Raw genomic sequence first — 16,618 nt, 5'->3', positions numbered from 1 at the left:
GTTCTCCTTTAAGCCGGATAGGTGAGCTGAATGGTATAGGTCACCCGCAGTTGCCCAGTAGTTGGCACGGTAATGGTGGCAGGCAACTTATCACGGGACATCATGTAGTTCTGGTTGTACTGTCCCTGGAGATAAGCGACGATACCGACTTCGTTTACATTTACGTTGCCGCCACTATTGTTGTTGAAGTAGCGAATAAGGATATCCCTGAGAACTTTGGTCCCTGCATCGTAGCTTATCGAGTGCAACTCACTGGCAATGTAGCTAATCTGCCCGGCACCGGTCCCGTTGGCAATTTGAGTCTGTAGGGCATAGTCCTCAAAGCTCTCCGCATTCGTGCCAGAACCTACCTGGATACCCTTGGTATCGACACCGGCGGCAGCACGAAGGCCATAGCTGGTTCCGTCCACCGAGTTGCTTTCACCATAGCCGAAGGGATAGGCGACTCCACGTACCGTTCCGCTGGTTTGCTTACCACTAAGCTTTCCCGGTCCGAAAGTAGCATCGTTTGAATCCTTGGCCGCCATCTGGCAGAAGAGCTGGTTGTAGGCATTTCTCACCCAGCTATGACTTCTCTGCCGGTGATGATGTATTGTCCGTCCGCTGCCATCCCTGACTTCAAGTTCAAGGAACGCTTCAAAGGTGGGAATCTTGAGCTCCTGCCCCAGCCTCCTCAGTTGCTGATATTTTCTTTCTCTAGGTTCGCGCAATATCTCCATATCTTTTCCCCTCTACTTAAACCAGCTGGGCCGTTACGCCGATTGTGGCCACCGGCATGGTTAAGACCGGCGTACTTTCCTGCCCACCACCGGTGTGCTCTTCTGTTGTATTGAGTGCGATTCCGGGCCCGGGTATAGATAAACTGCGAGAATCCGTAAACCCACCTCCGGAATGATCCTCGGCAATAGCCATCGATAACGCCGGCGCCAGGATAATTAATGACGGTGGGACTATCACCCGGTTTACTGCCCCGGTCAGGTAGATAATCAAGCTTTGTATATCCAGCCATTCGGGTTCGAACTGGCCGCTATTTTTCATATGGAGAAAGTTGTAGCCGACGCCATAATTCGGGGCTAACCTTACCGCTTCGCTATCACCGCGATACAGGATATCGCCTCTGCCAGTCATAACCGATTGCAGGATTGCCTGTGCTTTTTTCACAGCATCATTGCTATCAACAGCGTCTCCCAGGTTCTTGATCAAACGGCCAGCCCAGTCCTTGCTGACATCTATCTCAAGCTGTGAAAGTCGATTGGCTCCTTTACTTAGCAAACTCATGTTTATTACCTTCCTGCCTAAGACAGCATCTTTTCCAGCATATAGTCATAATCCACGGCTTTCCCGTTATCTGCGGCGTTGTTGCTCTGCAAGGTCACTCTCAGCACATCGTGAATCGCCCAGGTGCCATTAATAACCGGAAGACCCATAGGATCAGAAGTAGCATCAAAAGACTGGTCGTATACTTTCCGCTCGGCGCCGTTGACCTTCTTATAAAGCCTCACCCTGATTTGTGTACCTACCAGGTTATGAATGCTAAGAGTCAGGTCATGTATTTTATTCCGGATACCGGCAGCGCCAATGCTAACGACATTAGCCTCAACTGTTTGCCAGTCAGCCATCGTGGCTCCCTGCCAGGGGTTTTCCCCAGCCAGGTTATCGGTCCGTGCTTTGATGGCATCCGCCTTAGTGTTGAGACCGGCGAGACTGGACTCTACTGTCTCAAGGCTGACCTTTTCCGCTTTATTTTCAACATAAAACTCTCCAGGCATTACCGGTTCCTCCCTTCCGGCAGTAACTTCTGGGTTTCAACCGTGGCTTTCGCTTCCACCTTCTCTTGTTGAGGTTTAGCAGCTACCACGACCATCCCCAGCATCATCATCGGCATCATCATGGCCAGTAGTGAGTTCCAGTTGAAGCCGGTATCTGTGGTACCGGTGGACCCGGGCCACGTCGGTGGCAAAGCACTCGTTCCTTGCGGCGCCACCAACCGAGTAGCCGCTGAGTCAGTGACCTCTTCTGTCTCGCGCTCTACCAGTAAAACCGTGAGGTCGGCATCGCTTTCGTTGAACCGGAGTGCACCGCGAAGCCTGACAAAATCGCCGGGAGCAACCTTGAACCAGGCGTAACCGAATACCGGCAAAGCCTCTTCGCTAATCAAGGTGCTTTCCCGATTCAACCTGGCCATCAGGGCATATTCCTTTTCCACACCGGTGGGATTAGCCACGTAAATGCTGCAACCCAGGTCGAACCCAGGCGTGTAGGTCATCCACGGCGGCAGGTCCCAGAATATGTCGCCCAAAGAGCCTGACATGACGCTTACCTGTGTCGTCATAGCGGGAACTTTACCTCCTCGCCCTTGAATGCCTTCTTTACTAGGGATAGAGCCCAGGCGCCCATAGCTATCAGCATGACCACACCCATTAGCGTGCCCACAACGCCCTGCCACTGCGAAGTCTGGTACTGGTAAGGGTAATAATTTTGATATTCGATGGGGTACTGGCTCATGCCTTCGCCTCCTCTAATTTCTCCGGTTCTACCTGTTTTACTTTCCTCACCTTCTCTTTATCCTGGGTGAACGAGGGCATAAGCTTACTGATAAGAAGCATGACCAAAAGCATGATTCCCATATTGACGATGCCGCTGATCAGGTTCTTTAAGGACTCCGGCATAAGCCACCAAACCAGCGAACCCAACAAGGGCGGCAAAACGGTGGTAACCAGAAGCCCGATAATGATTGGCAGCCAGGCAAATCCTTTTTGCCAGGCTAGATAAACTGTGGGCTGATCTACATCGGCAAAGACAACGTGACTATAACCCGGCCACAATTCGACTCCCGCGTCAAAGCACGCCTGTTCAAGCTGAGACAGTGCTTCCGTAGACGGAGACTCGGTAAAGTCGAGCCTCATTAAGAAAAGAGCACCTTCAGCCGAACTTTCTTCAAGCGGGGCGAAGGTGCCCAGTTCCTCGATAGCAACGGCCTGTCCGATTAAGACAGCCCTATATCCCGGTGGTGTCATGGTATAGGGCATAGGATTACCTCCTTATGCCGCTATACCAGTCTCCTGGCTTTCCGGCCGAAAACATTCAGGGTAACTTTACGGTCGGCCGTAGTACCTCCCACTGCGGTTACAGTGGCGACTACGGTGAGCTTATCGCCCCCGAGGAGCCTCAAATCAGCACCGAGTTGACCGGGACTTGCCAGATCATAATCTTCATTCTGGCTGGCTGCCAGGTCGGTCCCCAGGTACTTCTTTTCCACTGTATCGACCTTGGGGAATCGGGAGACGCGGACATTGCCGGAAATCTCAGCTTCGGTTATAAGGTTGAGACGGTTGAGATACCAGACCTCACCGGCAGGCACCTCGAACTCTTTGGTTTTAACGGTATCTTGCGCCGAAGCGTTAGGAACTGTGGCCTCGATTTTGTCCCGCTCGTCAATGCGGTCTTCGGTATGCAAAGATTCAGCGGTCAGCAGCGCTTCCCGCAGAATCTGGAGCGGCAATCCCATCCAGTAGCCGGAGTCATTATCATAGACTCCCAGGAGGTTTAACTCCTGTCCCAGGGGAGGCACCCAACCCTTCGGAGGCCGCTGTCCTGCATATTGCTGTGGAACAATTTTGTTTTTCATGGATTAACCTCCTTAATGTAATTGCACCTCCACTAGGACTTGCTGGAGCCGGTGACGCCCTTCATCATGGGCATAAGAATGGCCATCATCATGATCATCATGATCATCGGCATCATGCTGGTGAACATTCCCGAAATCGGGTCGGTGGTCTGAAGGGGATAATAACCACTGACCGTGCCGTACTGATACTGCTGGGGTCGAATTTGCTGGCCGGTGATCTGCTGTGCCTTATACATTGTTGATTACCTCCTAAAATTCTAAAAATAATATATTTATGGGGTTAGTCCTTGGCTGATGCCGTCATGCCTTTCATCATGGGCATAAGAATGGCAAACATCATGATCATCATGATCATCGGCATCATACTGGTGAACATGCCTGAGAAGGGGTCAGTAGTGGTTTGTGTGGGATAGTAGGCGCCCGGACCGCTGACCTGCATCGGGCTCATTTGCCCCGGTGCTACCGGCCCGGTCAGTTGCTGTGCTGTGAACATATTCTCCTCCTAAAACTAAATTTTCAGGCTCGATGCTCATCCGGTCCATCAGCTTTACCGCTACCGCGACAGCGGTAAAACCGATAAGGGCAGTGCCCTCGTTTGGATAGGCATCAAGCGGTAAAAGCGCTACTCGAACATAGCGCGCTTGTAGCCGGCGACCACGACCTCGCCCTTACCATCCACGCCATCGCGGTAGTGATTTACCCGCCCCTCTTTGACCTTCAGTCCGGTCGGTGCAATGCCGTTCATACCGGTGCGGAAAGCCTCGGGAGTGGCCTTCTCTTTGTAGGTGATAGGGACGTTTTTCTCGAATTCGTTCCAGCTTGCGTACTTACCCATGTGGGCACCTCCTATTTCGTTCGTGCCCGGTCGCGGCCGGGTAATGGCGGGGTGCAACCTGGCTGAAAAGGAAAAAGGGGTTAGCCTTGAACCCTTCCGGTCCAGGTTGCTAACCCCTTTTTTGAAGCCCCGAAGCTGCCGGTAATAAAGCAAGCCCTGCGAGCCAACTTTCACCGGCAAGCTCGCAGGGCTTCATTAAGAGCGTACCGCGTCCTGGCTCGCCTGACAAGTCTATAAACGCTTATATAAGCTTCTCTTCCGGCTTCACCTTAACCCGGATAATAAGGTCTCCATCTACCACGACCTCGACCGTATCGCCGGGTTTAAGCCGGTGGTAGTTTATCCAGGCTTTGGGCAGGGTGACAGCAAAGCCACCCTCTCCAATCTTGAAAAGCTTTCTTTCCACCAGGAGTGGCATCAATCCGACCTCTCAAACATCGCTTCATTCCAGTGCTGCCATTTCTTTTCCTGGGCATCGGCATACTTTTTGATCGCCTTCTCCGTCCATTCCTTTTCCCTCGGATTACCGGCTTCCCATAGCGATGTCTTTTCAATAAGGAAACTCTTTTCGGAGTTAGCAAGCTTATTTCCGTTGGCAGTCTCGTAAGACATCCTCCAGAGTGCCAGAAATACCAGCCACTGGAGAGGCGCAAACCAGTTATTCATAGATCTTCACCTTATAGCCCACCGCCTGAAAGCCGCGGCTGAGCATTTCAATCCAGCTATCGGTTGATTCCTGGAGCATCTTCTCGACCTGCTGATGCTCGCTCTTGCCGAGACGCAGCTCAAAACCACGCTCATTTCTTTTGATGGCAATCTCGACTTTCGAAATCGCCTCTTTTACATCCTGCGGAGACTGTCCCATCTGGCGGCTCATCATTTTGAAGAGCATATCCCTTGCCTGGGGTGAGTTGGCCATTTGCATAAAATCAAACATTTCTTTCCTCCCATTCTTTGGCAGTGTGTTTTTCAATCGGCGGCGGGTCTAAAGGCGGCTGACCGCCAGGAGGTCCGCCTCCCTGCAGGGATCCCTGCATCATGCCGGGTAATGGCATCCCGAACATCTGGGACATCTGCTGCATGGACTGGAGCATGCTTACAACCTGGCTGAAAGGATCATTCGCCTGTCCACCGACCATCTGCTTAATCTGGGCAAGAGTGCTATTTACCTGGGTGTTGCTTTGCGAGATTGCTCCAAATAGTTGACCTGCTGTTGCCTGAGCGGTTCGCTCTGCGATCTCCTCACTGGAAGCCTTTGCCCTGGCCGCTGCCGCATCCTGCTCTTCTCGAGTCTCTTTCATCAGCCGTAAAATGGGCTCCATACGCCTGGCGTCAGCCTCAGCCGAACCCTTCTGGATATTCACCAGGTCCATTACCATCAACATGGCCGCCCGGAACTTCATGATAGCTCTGAGCTCAACCTCACCTTCGGGAGTGCCTCCCATGTAGTGCTTGAGCACAGCTTCCGGCGCAATCATCTCCATGCCACCGCCCATCTTGCGGATGATGGGGAACTCGCTGCTGGTTTTTGCCTCTTCTTCCTCTCCGTTACGGACCCGTTCCAACTCTTCCCGGATAATTACCCGCAGCTTGTCTTCCGGTACCAGGGAAGTGCCGGTATCAGATAGCTTGAGATCCTGCAAAGCATTGTGGACCTTACTACGACTGACACCGAGCTCGGTTGCCATCTGCCTTTCCGATTGTCCCTGCTCTTTGCGTTTTTTGACTTCTTCTAAAAACTGGTCGTCCATATATCCTCCTTTCCGACCACCAAAGCTAAAGTGGTTTTCACTGGTTTATCGTTCAAATCTGGGCTGGCTGTCACCTGGTCAGACCACTTGAAGCTAAATGGTCTGGTTTTAACCACGCTTGCCATCCTTAAAATCGTAGCTAATTTATCTCCCGACCGGTCACCGGTCTAGTCTGAACTTGTACCTGTTTCACCTCCCAGCAAAAGGCTGATTGCTTTATCCACACCGACCTGCGGCGCCAGCCGGGCGATACGGATAGCGTCCCTGACATCCTGACTCCGACCGTCGAGTTTCCTCGCAATCTCTTCCGCCATGTCGTTGGATAAGCCTTCCTTACGTACCAATACACCTTTCACCACAGTCAAGAATTCGCTGCGGCTGTAGGGATTAAGCTTGCGGATAGCAAAACGGGACCGCAGTTCAGGGGATAGTTTCTCCAGCCGGTTACTGGCGGCAATGACCTTGAGGGGATTGTTGATGTCGAGCTCTCGACCTCGCTTAGCCCTGACCAGCCTGCCACCTTCCATCATGGTAAGTAATGCTGCCATATCAACGGCATTCATCTTGTCCATCTCATCAATCAGGAGTATTTTCGGTTCTCTCTCGGCTACCAGGTCCCATAATCCCGCCTTGGAAGTAGCAGAGCCGACCAGCCAGATTGCTTGCTCGCCGAAGGTCTGCTCGATGTCCCAGAGAAACAGGGTCTTGGCCAGGGCAGGCGGTCCCGTCAACATGACGTGTACTGGCTTTTCTGACAAAAGAATTGCTTTAAGCAAAGCTTTAACGTCCTCATGCCCGATAATATCCGTAAAGAGGTCATCGCCAGGATTTACCGGTGATTCTGATTGAGGTTTAGCAGAAGCTTCTTGCTGGTTCGCTAAAAGAATGGCTTTAGCCTTCTCAGTGAGTTTGTAGCCGGTAAATGAGTTGGAGCGAAAGACATTGTCCAGGTATCCGTCCTTAAATAACCTGCTCAGTGTTGCCGGCCAGATTCTTACATGACGCCACGACCAACCAATCCGGTACTCTTTTTCCATATCTACCGATGCTTCAAACTTCGCGATCTCTGTAATTAGCTCCATGTCACCGTCTTTCATCATCGCCACCCTCTCTCTTTTGAGATTTGCTGATAGGCTGCCGTTACGAGCTGGAAGAGAAACTCGGTTCCCTTCACTCCGGCAGTATCGGGATGTAGCTTTACTACTAGCTCCCGGTACCGTTTCTTAACCTGATCATCGGCAACAGTTTTGTCTAATCCGAGTACCTGGTAGGAATCGATGCCGGCATGATGGGTAGATTGACTTTGCATCTTCATGGCCGACCAAAGCTCTCCCAATACCGGGTCGTTACACATACCTTGCAACATTTGGCTTAACCACCCTGACATCATTTCTGCCGTTGCTTCTGTCATCCTCTTTTGTGCTTTTTTTACCTGGTCTTCCATGGCTTTACCACCAGAAATGTCCGCAGATTATGCCGAGTAAAAACCCGACCAGTATCTGCCACCAGTTTTTACCAGCTAGTCTGGCGATGAGAATTCCTAAACCCAGAAAGATAAGCAGGTACACCAGGGGTGAAGCTTTCTGGTCTTCCCGAACTATCTCCGTCCAAGGCTTGCCGCCCACCTTACGCCACAACTTCTCGTAAAGCTTGCCGATGATTTCTATCATGTTTTACTGCCTCCTTTACCTTGAGCCAGCCCCTTTCCTCTTCGGGTACAGGCGGTCCAATCCGGTCGAAGTTGAGGCATTGCTGGCAAATCTTGGGCGCTAACGCCTTGCCCTCCGCTAAGTGCTGGATGTCCAGGCTGCCATCTGGCGATACCTGTGATAGCGGGTATTCTTTATCGCAGCAAATTCTTTCGTTTCTCACCCGTGCGTGAGCGCATTCATAGAGCGTCCTCTTGTTCTTTTTACTCACCGCCACTTGCCTCCTTTGTTAATTCATCGTCAGTTACTGTCCGCTCTGTCCTACTGTCCGCCCCCACGCTTGAGTCAGCTTCAGTTTTTGGCGGACAGTATGGCGGACGGTATATGGAGATCGTTTTATTACTGTCCGCCGGTTTTGTAGCTAAAGCGGACAGTAAGGACGGTTCGGACGGTTTTTCCTGGGATAATGGAAGAGCCATCTGCAAGCCATATGACCCTATTAGTTTAGTAACTCGGGTTTCATCCCAGCAGATAAGACGCTGCCGCGACTTTCCGGTCCGCTCTTTGGCAAAGCCCAATCGCTTCGTCATTCTGCCGACTTTTTCCGCACTAAGCTGTTCTACTTCATCGTCCGTTTCATTGGCTTTCTTGGCCACGTTTTCAGACGTTAGTTCTTTACCTTCTTCATGAAGCTCCATTAACGCCGCCAGTACTCTACCTGGTGCGCTTTCCCTCCTCCTGATAAAGAGGCTATCCTGAAGGCGGTGAACGAAGCCGGTGATTGCTTCGACCATGGAGCGGTCGCCATTAAGCATCGCTTTGAGAGGTATGAGTATCTCCTGCAAGCGGGGTTGAAGATTGGGTTCCAGGAGGTCGTTACCAAAAGTCTTGCCCTTGAGCTTAATCAGGTTTGCCAGCCGGAAGGTCAATAGTTTCGCCCGTAGGTCATCTATCTCTTTATCAAAAGAGGGTGGTAATACTCTGGGAATATCATCCCGTGTCAGCGACATCATCTCCGAGGTCAAACATCTGCTTTCCAGCGCCTCGTCCTTGAAAGGGAAACGGGTAGCGATAAGTTTCGGACCAAACACCTGGTAGCTGCGTGGGAACCATTTACCGTTTTCTTTGTCTGCCCGAAGCACCGGCATACCCGGTCGGTAGCCATTATTCAGGAGCTTCACCATTTCTACCCAGGATGAAGAATCCTTGAAGTCGGCTTCGTCGAGTACTAGTGTTCCACGGAATTGTTCTAATATGCGAAAGATGGGTGCTGGGGTTGTCGCTCCTGAGGCAAATGTCGGTCGAAAGCAGACACTACCTACCACCTGTAGAAACCGCGTCTTGCCGGTACCCCAATCGCCGATTACCCGGAGGTAGGGTATGGAAGGAGCAAACTCATACACCCAGGTGAGAAGCACGTAGAGAGAAGAGATTTCCTCAAAGTCAGCCGGCAGTTCGAGATATTTGTGAACAAAACTCCGTATCTCTTCAAACAAATGTGCCTGTGAATCATAAGGGGTAGCGGTCGTGGCGAAGTGGACGACCTCGGTTACCAGGGGATCGTCGGTAGGAAGATATATAGCCTTGGGTGTCTCATAACGAAAGACCTTGCGCACCGAGCCGCTGACGACGATAATAAAGGCACGCTCATCCTCTTTGCTCACTACCATTTCGCCTACGGTGCCGTCATGCAGGACAAAGCCCGGGACAAATCGCTCTCTGCTCGCGGTATCATCAATCTTGAAATCAGTCGCCAGTTTCCGGGCTTCTTCCAGTGTATGGGTGAGTAGATAGTCATCGATACCGACTTTCTGGTTACCTTCTTGCGGGAGATAAACGACCAGTATAGCGGCGCCTTTGCGGCTGAGATGTTCGCCCAGGTGTTCGAGGGCTTTTCGTACCATCTCCTTGGAAACAATGTCAGAGTCGAAGGCGAGATACACTAACCTGTCTTTGATGGCAATGCGGTCCCAGTCCGAAAGTATAGTAATAGCACCGAACTCATTCTTGCCCTTAAAGCCCCAGACACCGGTGAGCGAAATCACGCAGGCACCGTGTGTAGCCAAAGCATCAGCTTTCTTAGAGCCTTCAGTTATCCATAATGGCGTCTTTGGGTCGCCGAGCATCTGTTTGCAACGTGGAGGGCAATCCAGATGATTGGAGGACCCTACCGGAGACTCGTATTTTACCGGCCGTTGCCTTGAATCCATGCGGGGGTTATCCGGGCGGTACTGGTAACCTACGTGACCGCCATCAACTCCCCACAGGGGTATGAGGATACCGGTAGTTCTCTGCTGAGACGAAATAAACCCCGCTTTGGCAAGCTCGTCTTTACCGAGTATGCTCCGGTATCCTCTTTCTTTTATGACATCGAGGCTGATACCGCTTCCCTCACTCAGATGAGTAAGATGTTCAGTGAGGAGCTGCGGGACAGCTTCTGAAAAAACAAGTTCAGTCATGGCAATCCTTCAGGAAAACTATTCTACGGTGTGATTAGAATCCTGTGTTCTAGCTGCGATCTGTATATCGTTCCAGAGTCTTCAAGAAGTTTTCCAGGTACTCGGCCTTAATCCTGTTCGGAGGGGTCAAAAGATCAAAGTCGGTTATATGGACATCAAGGTTACAATTCTTTTGAAACCAGTTTGATACCTGGTAATCCTGCATGTTCATTTGCCAGACCTTACTCTTGACACGGTCCCAGAGCAGCATTAAATCTTTGTCCGAACCCAAAATTGTCTTCGCCGGTTCTTCTTTACCCAGGATTTCATCCGGGAAAAGATCATCAGGTGCTTCATTATCAGGTGGGGGTAGAAGCAGTACCTGGCCGGGTGGAATTTGAGCGTATCTCTGGATTTCGACCAGTGAAAACGGTGCTGTCATGCTGAGAACCCTGACTGTCTTTTTCTTTCCTTCCGGCTGTACTTCCTGTTCCACAAGCTTCAGTGATAGCGGAATCATAGACAGTCGGCCGCAGGTACCGCGAATCAGTTCCAGGCTGGAATTAACATTTACAATAGAATAAAAAGAGCTGGTATCGAGCTGGTAAACGCCGAAGCCGGGACAGTCAGGCAAAAGGAATTGTAGGTTCATCACCCGGCGGCACCGTGCTACTTGATAGAAGGTACACTTGGCTGGATTACAGGTGATTTCCTTCATTTCCGTCTCAACAGAATCTCTGTTGGCAATCTCACCGGTACGGGTGTCAATCTTGGCGACTGCCGTTTCACCGTCGCCGCGGCAAACGAGTCCTCTCGATGCCGAGTAACATCTTAAATACTGGCTGGCCCACTGTGTCTGGTCATCGGTTGGGAACATGATTCGCAACTCTTTAGGCTTTTCCCCGAAGACCTTCTTGACCTCTTCCGGGCAGACAAAATGATCCGTTGGGCAGGGGTAAGATATTCCGCTAGCATTTTCTTTCTTTACTCCCAGCCTTACTTTTCCCAGGCGGGGAAGCCTCACCACTCCTGTCACACCTTTGATTGGCATTGTCATCCTCCTTCGTAATATTTATATCTACTGCGCTTGTTGCTGATTTTCGTTCAAGTTGATCCTTGATATAAGCTCGTGCTATCCACCTGGCAAATATGCGGATACCATTTTCATAAGACCTTTTTTGCTCTACGGTTAATTCGTCTTGCACTTTTCACCGTCCCTGATTAGAAACAGGTCATCGAACGTACATTTGAAATACTCAAGAAAGCGCTGGCGCATGCTCGCTGAGGGTTCGATTCTGCCGCTACATACCCCGGATAGATAACTCCGAGAGACTCCAATGCGATAAGCCAGTTCCTTCTTTGAGCAATTTTGCCGGATAAGGTTTTTCTCCAGGGCTTCTCGTTTCAGTTCAACTCTGACCATTCGTGTAATACTCCAGTATCACATCTTGAACACTATAATATTACAATACCAAAGGATAGTCAACGGGTTAATGACGCCAATGATGTAACAAAATGTCTCCAAAGATAGTTGACAAGTATCACAAAGTGTGTTATTCTAGTGTAACTAGATTTGGAGGGTTAAGATGAATGACTTCGGCGAATACTTGCGAAAGTTACGCGAAGCACAAAAGTTGTCTCTCCGGGAGATGGCGGCCAAAACGGGTGTTTCAGTTTCCTACATTACTCAAATAGAAAATGGGAAAAGAAAGGCACCTGGTCCGGAAGTTTTGAAAAAGTTGGCACCGGCTTATAACGTGCCGGTGAGAGAACTTCTTAAAGCTGCCGGCTACATGGATGACGTCAAGGAATTCAAATCGATTTTATCTGATGAGGAGGAAGTGGAGAGGGCTTTCAATTACGTCATAGGCGATCCGCGGTACCAGTCCGGCACCCGGGTAACGGGGCCGATAACCATTGAGGTGAAGCGCTTCGTCGTAGAGATGTATGAGAAAGCGACGGGGAAAAAACTTTTACCAGGAGAATAACTTCATGAAGAACCCGTCCGACCTCCGGTATTTCTGTTATTGTCTTGTCCATAAATATGGGAGTCCCGAAAGTATCTCCGAGGAACAAAAAGCCAAAGAATTCAGGCATTATTACTTGAGGGATTTACCTCCGACCGTCAAAGCGCTTCGAATTGTGGCTAGCTGTTGCGGTTGCAATCTCGATAGCTCAGATAAGATGCCGAAAAATATGAGGGGATTTAACCAAGTGGTTAACGGCAAGAGTAACATCGTCATAAAAGACGGTGACACTGTCAGCGGTATGCAGAACACCATACTGCACGAGATACGGGAAATTATGGAAGGGATTTTCCCTACTGTATGCCGTGACTACAAACCTTTGAAAACAAGCGCCAAACACTATGCAGCCAACAAGTTCGCTACCGCTGTGCTGTTACCCGAAGAAACATTTACTAAGAAAGTTTACGAGACAGGTTTTGATGTCATCGAGCTGGCAAGTCATTATTCGAAAAGCTGTTCACAGGTACTGCTAAGAATCGGAGAGGTTTTGCAGGGGAAATTATTTTTCTACGCGGGCATGTATGAGCCCGATACGGATAACAACTGGCGGGTTACCTACTGGACAGGAAGCAGTAATCACAACGACTCTGAAGCCAATGTTTATGGGTTGGATGGCTTCTTTCCGCGAAAGAATCGGTCGGTCACTGTCGGATCCCTCGTTGAGATGACGATAAAGGAAGGCAAATCCCACATGGTCGAACAGATCAGTTTACTGGACGAAATGGAGGACGAGGGGCTTATCGCTATCGCCAATCCGCTTCTAATACAGAATCAACCTGCCAAGGTAATATTGATGGTTTTATTATCACACAATAGAGATTTGTTATCACCACAAGTTGAAAAGATGAAGCCAGTTATAGTTGAAAGGTTTCATCAACATCTCTAATCAAAGGAGGTTAAAGTGGAAAACGCCATTAAGAAAGCCGCAATTTATGCCAGAGTTTCTTCGGATAAACAGGATGTGGATTTATCTATTTCTGCCCAGCTCAGGGCTTTAAAGGAATATGCGAAGAACAATAATTGCGAAATCGTACGTGAGTTTATTGATGAAGCTGAAACCGGAAGGACAACCGCAAGACCGGCTTTCCGGGAGATGATTTCTTTAGCCAGGCACCCGGAAAAACCTTTCGAGATAATTTTTGTCTGGAAGTATTCACGGTTTGCCCGATCTCGTGAGGATTCAATAGTTTACAAGGCTATGCTCAGGAAAAACGGTGTGCAGTTAATTTCCATTAACGAACCCCGCGATGATACGCCAACTGGCCGGTTGCTGGAAGCTATCATAGAGAGCCTGGACGAGTTCTATTCCGACAATCTTGGCGAAGAGGTAACCCGTGGTATGAGGGAAAGTGCAACGCGAGGCTTTTATCTATCCAGCAAACCACCCTATGGATTTATTAAGGTCCGCGCCAAGGATGGTGAGAAGGAGCGAACCAAGCTGGAAATAGAGCCGAATCAGGCTCCTATTGTCGCATCTATTTATCAAGATATCCTGGGTGGGAAAGGCCTGACCACAATAACCAAAGAGCTAAACCAAAAGGGTATCGCTTCTCCAAAGGGGAAAGGCTGGAGCAAAACTGGTGTGCGCATAATCCTTCTAAATGAAGCCTACACCGGCGTTCTTGTTTATGGGAGGAACAGTAAACGCGGGTTGGAGCCGATAAGAGTAGAGAATGCCTGCCCGACCATTGTCAGCCGTGCAGTATTTGAACAGGTTCAGGAATTAATTAAGGGAAGGACGTTCAAAAATATTCACCCGAAGAGAGCCTCTAGCCCCTTCCTGTTAAGCGGTATCACCTCCTGCGGACATTGTGGCAAAGCATTAACTGGCCAGGTCGCTAAGAGTGGTAAATTTGCCTATTATATTTGCGGGACTTTGAATAAGAAAGGAGCTGGATCATGTCCAGCTCACTATCATAATAGCCGTGCCTTTGAACAAAAGGTGCTACAGACAATTAAGGATAATATATTGACCGAAGAAAATCTGACCCATCTGGCTGAAGTAGTCAACCAGGAGATGGATGAGAACTCTACACAGTATCGAGAAGAGTTGAATACTGTCCTTGATGAGGTGACCGAAATCAACCATCGTCTGGAAAGACTTTATGATGCCGTCGAAAGCGGGAATATCCCTATGGCTGATCTGGCTCCAAGAATCCGTGAGCTGCGAATAAGACATGAAAAGTTAAACGAAAGGAAGATTCAAGTCGAGCAAAAACTAACGGACAGGCATATTGAATTAGCCAGTCCGGAAGTTCTTAGCCAATATGTCGATGACCTGCGGAAGTTGCTTACGGTAAGTGAATTAACTGAAAAGAAGGCTTTCATCCGGAGCTTTGTTCAAGGTATTAAGGTTGTTGGAGACGAAGCGACCTTAACTTACGTGATGCCGTTGAACGGACTGATTGAGCAGAAGATAGGAGTTCTGCCTATTGTACAGTATGGTGGGCAGTAGTGGATTTGAACCACTGACCCCCTGCGTGTGAAGCAGGTGCTCTAACCACTGAGCTAACCGCCCAAAGAACTCAGGCCGATTATATCTTATAGAAAATCTAAATTCAATGCAGCTACAGCTAGCGGTCCAGCCCCATTTTGCCGAAGGAAAGATAATACAGAAATTTGTCAGCGGTGTTGCCGCTAAGGTTGCCAACACGTATCAGACGCAGATACAGATGTATAAAACCAGATTTTTCAGCCCCGTAATCTGCCTCAAGCTTAAGCTTCATATCCGCCGATGGTTTGGCGACAGTATCTGCCCAATGCTGGGCATAAAGAACTGCATTTAATTCGCCCGGAGGGCAATTCCCGAAATCACCATCCAGCAAAGCTTTTATTTCCTGCTGGGAAAGACCGCTTTCCAGTGCCATCTTGGTATGGGCGTAAGTGCAAAAACGGCACGCATTAACCCCGGTTACCGCCAGCATCAACCTTTCACGAAAAGCCGCAGATGGAAATCCGCTTATGCGGGATTCCTTTAACTTTCGGCGGTTTTTCAGAATAAAACCTATATCGGAGAAAAACTGGACGGGATTTGAATATGTACGCTTGGGGAATTTTTTCATCGTATCTAATTTTAACTTAATAACCTTTTTTTCACAAATAATCACCCCTTTAGCGATAAAATAGCCATACAGTGCATCCGCCACACTTAATAAAACCCTGCTTTTATACGGCTAGCAACCCTTCATAGCAGCAATACGACTGAGAGCTGTTTGTATATCTGATTCACTCAGGTCATGGTGGCAAACTGCCCTGACACGCCCGTGACTACCCGTGGTAAAAAGCATCCCTGCCTGTTTAGCTTGTACCAGAAATTTATCGGCATCCAAACCAAACGGCGGGTTAAAGATAACTATATTGGTTTGAACTGTATTCTTATCAAGCGTATGGTTGTCTATACTAAACAGACCCTCAGCCAGAGTTTTTGCCATGGCGTGGTCCTGAGCCAGACGATCTATCATAGTTTCCAGAGCCACAATACCGCAGGCTGCCAATACCCCGGCCTGACGCATACCACCGCCCAGCATTTTACGGAATTTTCTGGCCCGGTTTATGGTTTCTCTGTCAGAACATAAAAGCGAACCTGCCGGTGCCGACAGCCCTTTTGACAGGCAAAAACTGACTGTATCCATACCCAAACAGAGCTCTTTAGCCGAAACACCCAAAGCCACACAGGCATTAAACAGGCGGGCACCATCCAGATGCACCTTGATGCCCCGCGCCCCGGCCAGATTTGCCACCCCGGCGGTGTAGGATAGGCTTAGCACCACTCCTCCGCAACGGTTATGGGTATTTTCCAGACAGATAAGGCGGGTCGGCGGGAAATGAAGATTTGAACTCCAGATGGCATCTTTTATATCCGCGAGGTGAATAGTGCCGTCAGGCTGGTTTGGCACAGCCCTCATAACCACTCCACCAACGGCTGATGCCCCGCCTACCTCGTACCAGAGTATATGAGATTCGCTCCCCAGTATTATTTCATCACCCGGGCGGGTTTGGGATAAAACTGCCAGCAGATTGCTCATGGTACCGCTGGGAGTAAACAAAGCCGCTTCTTTACCAGTTTTCACGGCTGCCATTTCCTCCAGACTGTTTACGGTGGGGTCTTCCCCGAATACATCATCTCCCAGAGGGGCATCACACATGGCTTTTTTCATTTCGGGGGTGGGACGGGTAACAGTATCACTCCTAAGGTCTATAATTTTCATATCTGCCTCCCCTGTTTGCTGATAATATTATAATCCATAAGGACAGGCGTAAACTGGTATTTTTTAAGGAATTAGGGTATGC

At 49.6% G+C, this 16,618-nt stretch carries 25 protein-coding genes and 1 tRNA gene; 3 read left to right on the top strand and 23 right to left on the bottom strand.

Annotation, left to right across the window (positions count from 1 at the left end; all coding sequences use genetic code 11):
* Positions 1 to 8 precede the first annotated feature (8 nt).
* The 20 genes from UCH007_RS00825 to UCH007_RS00730 form a co-directional block, all read right to left on the bottom strand.
* Positions 9 to 719, bottom strand: a complete 711-nt coding sequence (locus tag UCH007_RS00825) for a hypothetical protein (protein WP_046960784.1) — start codon at positions 717 to 719, stop codon at positions 9 to 11.
* Positions 720 to 735: 16 nt separating this feature from the next.
* Entirely contained in the window at positions 736 to 1,278 is a 543-nt protein-coding gene (locus UCH007_RS00820; RefSeq protein WP_052753389.1) for a hypothetical protein, read from the bottom strand.
* Between the two features lie 17 nt (positions 1,279 to 1,295).
* Complete coding sequence (locus UCH007_RS00815; protein WP_046960783.1) at positions 1,296 to 1,769, bottom strand: hypothetical protein; 474 nt, start codon at positions 1,767 to 1,769, stop codon at positions 1,296 to 1,298.
* Entirely contained in the window at positions 1,769 to 2,332 is a 564-nt protein-coding gene (locus UCH007_RS00810) for a hypothetical protein (RefSeq protein WP_046960782.1), read from the bottom strand. The genes UCH007_RS00815 and UCH007_RS00810 overlap by 1 nt, the downstream gene beginning before the upstream one ends.
* Entirely contained in the window at positions 2,329 to 2,505 is a 177-nt protein-coding gene (locus UCH007_RS00805) for a hypothetical protein (protein ID WP_046960781.1), read from the bottom strand. The genes UCH007_RS00810 and UCH007_RS00805 overlap by 4 nt, the downstream gene beginning before the upstream one ends.
* Positions 2,502 to 3,029: a hypothetical protein gene (locus tag UCH007_RS00800; protein WP_015407502.1), complete on the bottom strand. Its 528-nt coding sequence runs from the start codon at positions 3,027 to 3,029 to the stop codon at positions 2,502 to 2,504. Before UCH007_RS00800 ends, UCH007_RS00805 begins: the two co-directional genes overlap by 4 nt.
* A gap of 20 nt (positions 3,030 to 3,049) precedes the next feature.
* The gene (locus UCH007_RS00795) at positions 3,050 to 3,571 is read right to left on the bottom strand and encodes a hypothetical protein (protein ID WP_231854710.1); all 522 of its coding nucleotides are present in this window, start codon (positions 3,569 to 3,571) and stop codon (positions 3,050 to 3,052) included.
* 89 nt (positions 3,572 to 3,660) lie between these two features.
* Positions 3,661 to 3,864 (bottom strand): hypothetical protein, encoded by a 204-nt coding sequence (locus tag UCH007_RS00790; protein WP_046960779.1) that lies wholly within the window; start codon positions 3,862 to 3,864, stop codon positions 3,661 to 3,663.
* A gap of 44 nt (positions 3,865 to 3,908) precedes the next feature.
* Positions 3,909 to 4,121, bottom strand: coding sequence for a hypothetical protein (locus UCH007_RS00785; protein ID WP_012984041.1), 213 nt, complete (start codon positions 4,119 to 4,121; stop codon positions 3,909 to 3,911).
* 129 nt (positions 4,122 to 4,250) lie between these two features.
* Positions 4,251 to 4,463: a hypothetical protein gene (locus UCH007_RS00780; RefSeq protein WP_012984042.1), complete on the bottom strand. Its 213-nt coding sequence runs from the start codon at positions 4,461 to 4,463 to the stop codon at positions 4,251 to 4,253.
* 241 nt (positions 4,464 to 4,704) lie between these two features.
* Positions 4,705 to 4,881 carry an AbrB/MazE/SpoVT family DNA-binding domain-containing protein gene (locus UCH007_RS00775; protein WP_012984043.1) on the bottom strand — a complete coding sequence of 59 codons (177 nt, stop codon included), beginning with the start codon at positions 4,879 to 4,881 and terminating at the stop codon, positions 4,705 to 4,707.
* On the bottom strand, positions 4,881 to 5,129 hold the full coding sequence (locus UCH007_RS00770) for a hypothetical protein (RefSeq protein ID WP_046960778.1): 249 nt from the start codon (positions 5,127 to 5,129) through the stop codon (positions 4,881 to 4,883). The genes UCH007_RS00775 and UCH007_RS00770 overlap by 1 nt, the downstream gene beginning before the upstream one ends.
* Complete coding sequence (locus tag UCH007_RS00765; RefSeq protein WP_046960777.1) at positions 5,122 to 5,400, bottom strand: hypothetical protein; 279 nt, start codon at positions 5,398 to 5,400, stop codon at positions 5,122 to 5,124. Before UCH007_RS00765 ends, UCH007_RS00770 begins: the two co-directional genes overlap by 8 nt.
* The gene (locus UCH007_RS00760; protein ID WP_046960776.1) at positions 5,393 to 6,214 is read right to left on the bottom strand and encodes a hypothetical protein; all 822 of its coding nucleotides are present in this window, start codon (positions 6,212 to 6,214) and stop codon (positions 5,393 to 5,395) included. Before UCH007_RS00760 ends, UCH007_RS00765 begins: the two co-directional genes overlap by 8 nt.
* A 167-nt stretch (positions 6,215 to 6,381) precedes the next feature.
* Positions 6,382 to 7,314, bottom strand: coding sequence for an ATP-binding protein (locus UCH007_RS00755; protein ID WP_231854709.1), 933 nt, complete (start codon positions 7,312 to 7,314; stop codon positions 6,382 to 6,384).
* A complete protein-coding gene (locus tag UCH007_RS00750) occupies positions 7,311 to 7,658 on the bottom strand; it encodes a J domain-containing protein (RefSeq protein WP_231854708.1) in 348 nt (115 codons plus the stop codon). Before UCH007_RS00750 ends, UCH007_RS00755 begins: the two co-directional genes overlap by 4 nt.
* A gap of 4 nt (positions 7,659 to 7,662) precedes the next feature.
* Positions 7,663 to 7,884, bottom strand: coding sequence for a hypothetical protein (locus UCH007_RS00745; RefSeq protein WP_046960775.1), 222 nt, complete (start codon positions 7,882 to 7,884; stop codon positions 7,663 to 7,665).
* Between the two features lie 242 nt (positions 7,885 to 8,126).
* Positions 8,127 to 10,322: a DUF3854 domain-containing protein gene (locus tag UCH007_RS00740; protein ID WP_046960774.1), complete on the bottom strand. Its 2,196-nt coding sequence runs from the start codon at positions 10,320 to 10,322 to the stop codon at positions 8,127 to 8,129.
* Positions 10,323 to 10,371: 49 nt separating this feature from the next.
* Positions 10,372 to 11,352, bottom strand: coding sequence for a recombination directionality factor (locus tag UCH007_RS00735; protein ID WP_046960773.1), 981 nt, complete (start codon positions 11,350 to 11,352; stop codon positions 10,372 to 10,374).
* Between the two features lie 138 nt (positions 11,353 to 11,490).
* Complete coding sequence (locus tag UCH007_RS00730; RefSeq protein WP_046960772.1) at positions 11,491 to 11,724, bottom strand: helix-turn-helix transcriptional regulator; 234 nt, start codon at positions 11,722 to 11,724, stop codon at positions 11,491 to 11,493.
* 163 nt (positions 11,725 to 11,887) lie between these two features.
* On the opposite strand from UCH007_RS00730, the gene UCH007_RS00725 reads away from it, so the two are divergent.
* Genes UCH007_RS00725 through UCH007_RS00715 form a run of 3 tightly spaced genes read left to right on the top strand, consistent with a single transcriptional unit; the run spans position 11,888 to position 14,783 of the window.
* Positions 11,888 to 12,289 (top strand): helix-turn-helix domain-containing protein, encoded by a 402-nt coding sequence (locus UCH007_RS00725; RefSeq protein WP_012984098.1) that lies wholly within the window; start codon positions 11,888 to 11,890, stop codon positions 12,287 to 12,289.
* A 4-nt stretch (positions 12,290 to 12,293) separates the two neighbouring features.
* Positions 12,294 to 13,214, top strand: coding sequence for an ImmA/IrrE family metallo-endopeptidase (locus tag UCH007_RS00720; RefSeq protein ID WP_046960771.1), 921 nt, complete (start codon positions 12,294 to 12,296; stop codon positions 13,212 to 13,214).
* Between the two features lie 15 nt (positions 13,215 to 13,229).
* Positions 13,230 to 14,783: a recombinase family protein gene (locus UCH007_RS00715; RefSeq protein ID WP_082111129.1), complete on the top strand. Its 1,554-nt coding sequence runs from the start codon at positions 13,230 to 13,232 to the stop codon at positions 14,781 to 14,783.
* Here UCH007_RS00715 and UCH007_RS00710 read toward each other — a convergent pair.
* From UCH007_RS00710 to UCH007_RS00700, 3 genes are all read right to left on the bottom strand, one after another.
* A tRNA-Val gene (locus UCH007_RS00710) sits at positions 14,771 to 14,846 on the bottom strand. The genes UCH007_RS00715 and UCH007_RS00710 overlap by 13 nt on opposite strands.
* 55 nt (positions 14,847 to 14,901) lie before the next feature.
* A complete protein-coding gene (locus UCH007_RS00705) occupies positions 14,902 to 15,474 on the bottom strand; it encodes a carboxymuconolactone decarboxylase family protein (RefSeq protein ID WP_023651838.1) in 573 nt (190 codons plus the stop codon).
* Between the two features lie 27 nt (positions 15,475 to 15,501).
* Positions 15,502 to 16,536, bottom strand: a complete 1,035-nt coding sequence (locus tag UCH007_RS00700; protein WP_046960770.1) for a GntG family PLP-dependent aldolase — start codon at positions 16,534 to 16,536, stop codon at positions 15,502 to 15,504.
* Positions 16,537 to 16,618: the final 82 nt, after the last annotated feature.

Source organism: Dehalococcoides sp. UCH007, assembly GCF_001010485.1.
GTDB classification, from domain to species: domain Bacteria; phylum Chloroflexota; class Dehalococcoidia; order Dehalococcoidales; family Dehalococcoidaceae; genus Dehalococcoides; species Dehalococcoides mccartyi_A.
The sequence above is the reverse complement of the archived record's forward strand: the minus strand, read 5'-3'. Positions and strand labels throughout refer to the sequence as shown.

Excerpts from the sequence above, each read along its gene's own strand:
- UCH007_RS00825 (WP_046960784.1), bottom strand. The coding sequence starts at position 719 with ATGGAGATATTGCGCGAACCTAGAGAAAGAAAATATCAGCAACTGAGG.
- UCH007_RS00820 (WP_052753389.1), bottom strand. The coding sequence starts at position 1,278 with ATGAGTTTGCTAAGTAAAGGAGCCAATCGACTTTCACAGCTTGAGATA.
- UCH007_RS00815 (WP_046960783.1), bottom strand. The coding sequence starts at position 1,769 with ATGCCTGGAGAGTTTTATGTTGAAAATAAAGCGGAAAAGGTCAGCCTT.
- UCH007_RS00810 (WP_046960782.1), bottom strand. The coding sequence starts at position 2,332 with ATGACGACACAGGTAAGCGTCATGTCAGGCTCTTTGGGCGACATATTC.
- UCH007_RS00805 (WP_046960781.1), bottom strand. The coding sequence starts at position 2,505 with ATGAGCCAGTACCCCATCGAATATCAAAATTATTACCCTTACCAGTAC.
- UCH007_RS00800 (WP_015407502.1), bottom strand. The coding sequence starts at position 3,029 with ATGCCCTATACCATGACACCACCGGGATATAGGGCTGTCTTAATCGGA.
- UCH007_RS00790 (WP_046960779.1), bottom strand. The coding sequence starts at position 3,864 with ATGTATAAGGCACAGCAGATCACCGGCCAGCAAATTCGACCCCAGCAG.
- UCH007_RS00785 (WP_012984041.1), bottom strand. The coding sequence starts at position 4,121 with ATGTTCACAGCACAGCAACTGACCGGGCCGGTAGCACCGGGGCAAATG.
- UCH007_RS00780 (WP_012984042.1), bottom strand. The coding sequence starts at position 4,463 with ATGGGTAAGTACGCAAGCTGGAACGAATTCGAGAAAAACGTCCCTATC.
- UCH007_RS00775 (WP_012984043.1), bottom strand. The coding sequence starts at position 4,881 with ATGCCACTCCTGGTGGAAAGAAAGCTTTTCAAGATTGGAGAGGGTGGC.
- UCH007_RS00770 (WP_046960778.1), bottom strand. The coding sequence starts at position 5,129 with ATGAATAACTGGTTTGCGCCTCTCCAGTGGCTGGTATTTCTGGCACTC.
- UCH007_RS00765 (WP_046960777.1), bottom strand. The coding sequence starts at position 5,400 with ATGTTTGATTTTATGCAAATGGCCAACTCACCCCAGGCAAGGGATATG.
- UCH007_RS00760 (WP_046960776.1), bottom strand. The coding sequence starts at position 6,214 with ATGGACGACCAGTTTTTAGAAGAAGTCAAAAAACGCAAAGAGCAGGGA.
- UCH007_RS00755 (WP_231854709.1), bottom strand. The coding sequence starts at position 7,314 with ATGATGAAAGACGGTGACATGGAGCTAATTACAGAGATCGCGAAGTTT.
- UCH007_RS00750 (WP_231854708.1), bottom strand. The coding sequence starts at position 7,658 with ATGGAAGACCAGGTAAAAAAAGCACAAAAGAGGATGACAGAAGCAACG.
- UCH007_RS00745 (WP_046960775.1), bottom strand. The coding sequence starts at position 7,884 with ATGATAGAAATCATCGGCAAGCTTTACGAGAAGTTGTGGCGTAAGGTG.
- UCH007_RS00740 (WP_046960774.1), bottom strand. The coding sequence starts at position 10,322 with ATGACTGAACTTGTTTTTTCAGAAGCTGTCCCGCAGCTCCTCACTGAA.
- UCH007_RS00735 (WP_046960773.1), bottom strand. The coding sequence starts at position 11,352 with ATGCCAATCAAAGGTGTGACAGGAGTGGTGAGGCTTCCCCGCCTGGGA.
- UCH007_RS00730 (WP_046960772.1), bottom strand. The coding sequence starts at position 11,724 with ATGGTCAGAGTTGAACTGAAACGAGAAGCCCTGGAGAAAAACCTTATC.
- UCH007_RS00725 (WP_012984098.1), top strand. The coding sequence starts at position 11,888 with ATGAATGACTTCGGCGAATACTTGCGAAAGTTACGCGAAGCACAAAAG.
- UCH007_RS00720 (WP_046960771.1), top strand. The coding sequence starts at position 12,294 with ATGAAGAACCCGTCCGACCTCCGGTATTTCTGTTATTGTCTTGTCCAT.
- UCH007_RS00700 (WP_046960770.1), bottom strand. The coding sequence starts at position 16,536 with ATGAAAATTATAGACCTTAGGAGTGATACTGTTACCCGTCCCACCCCC.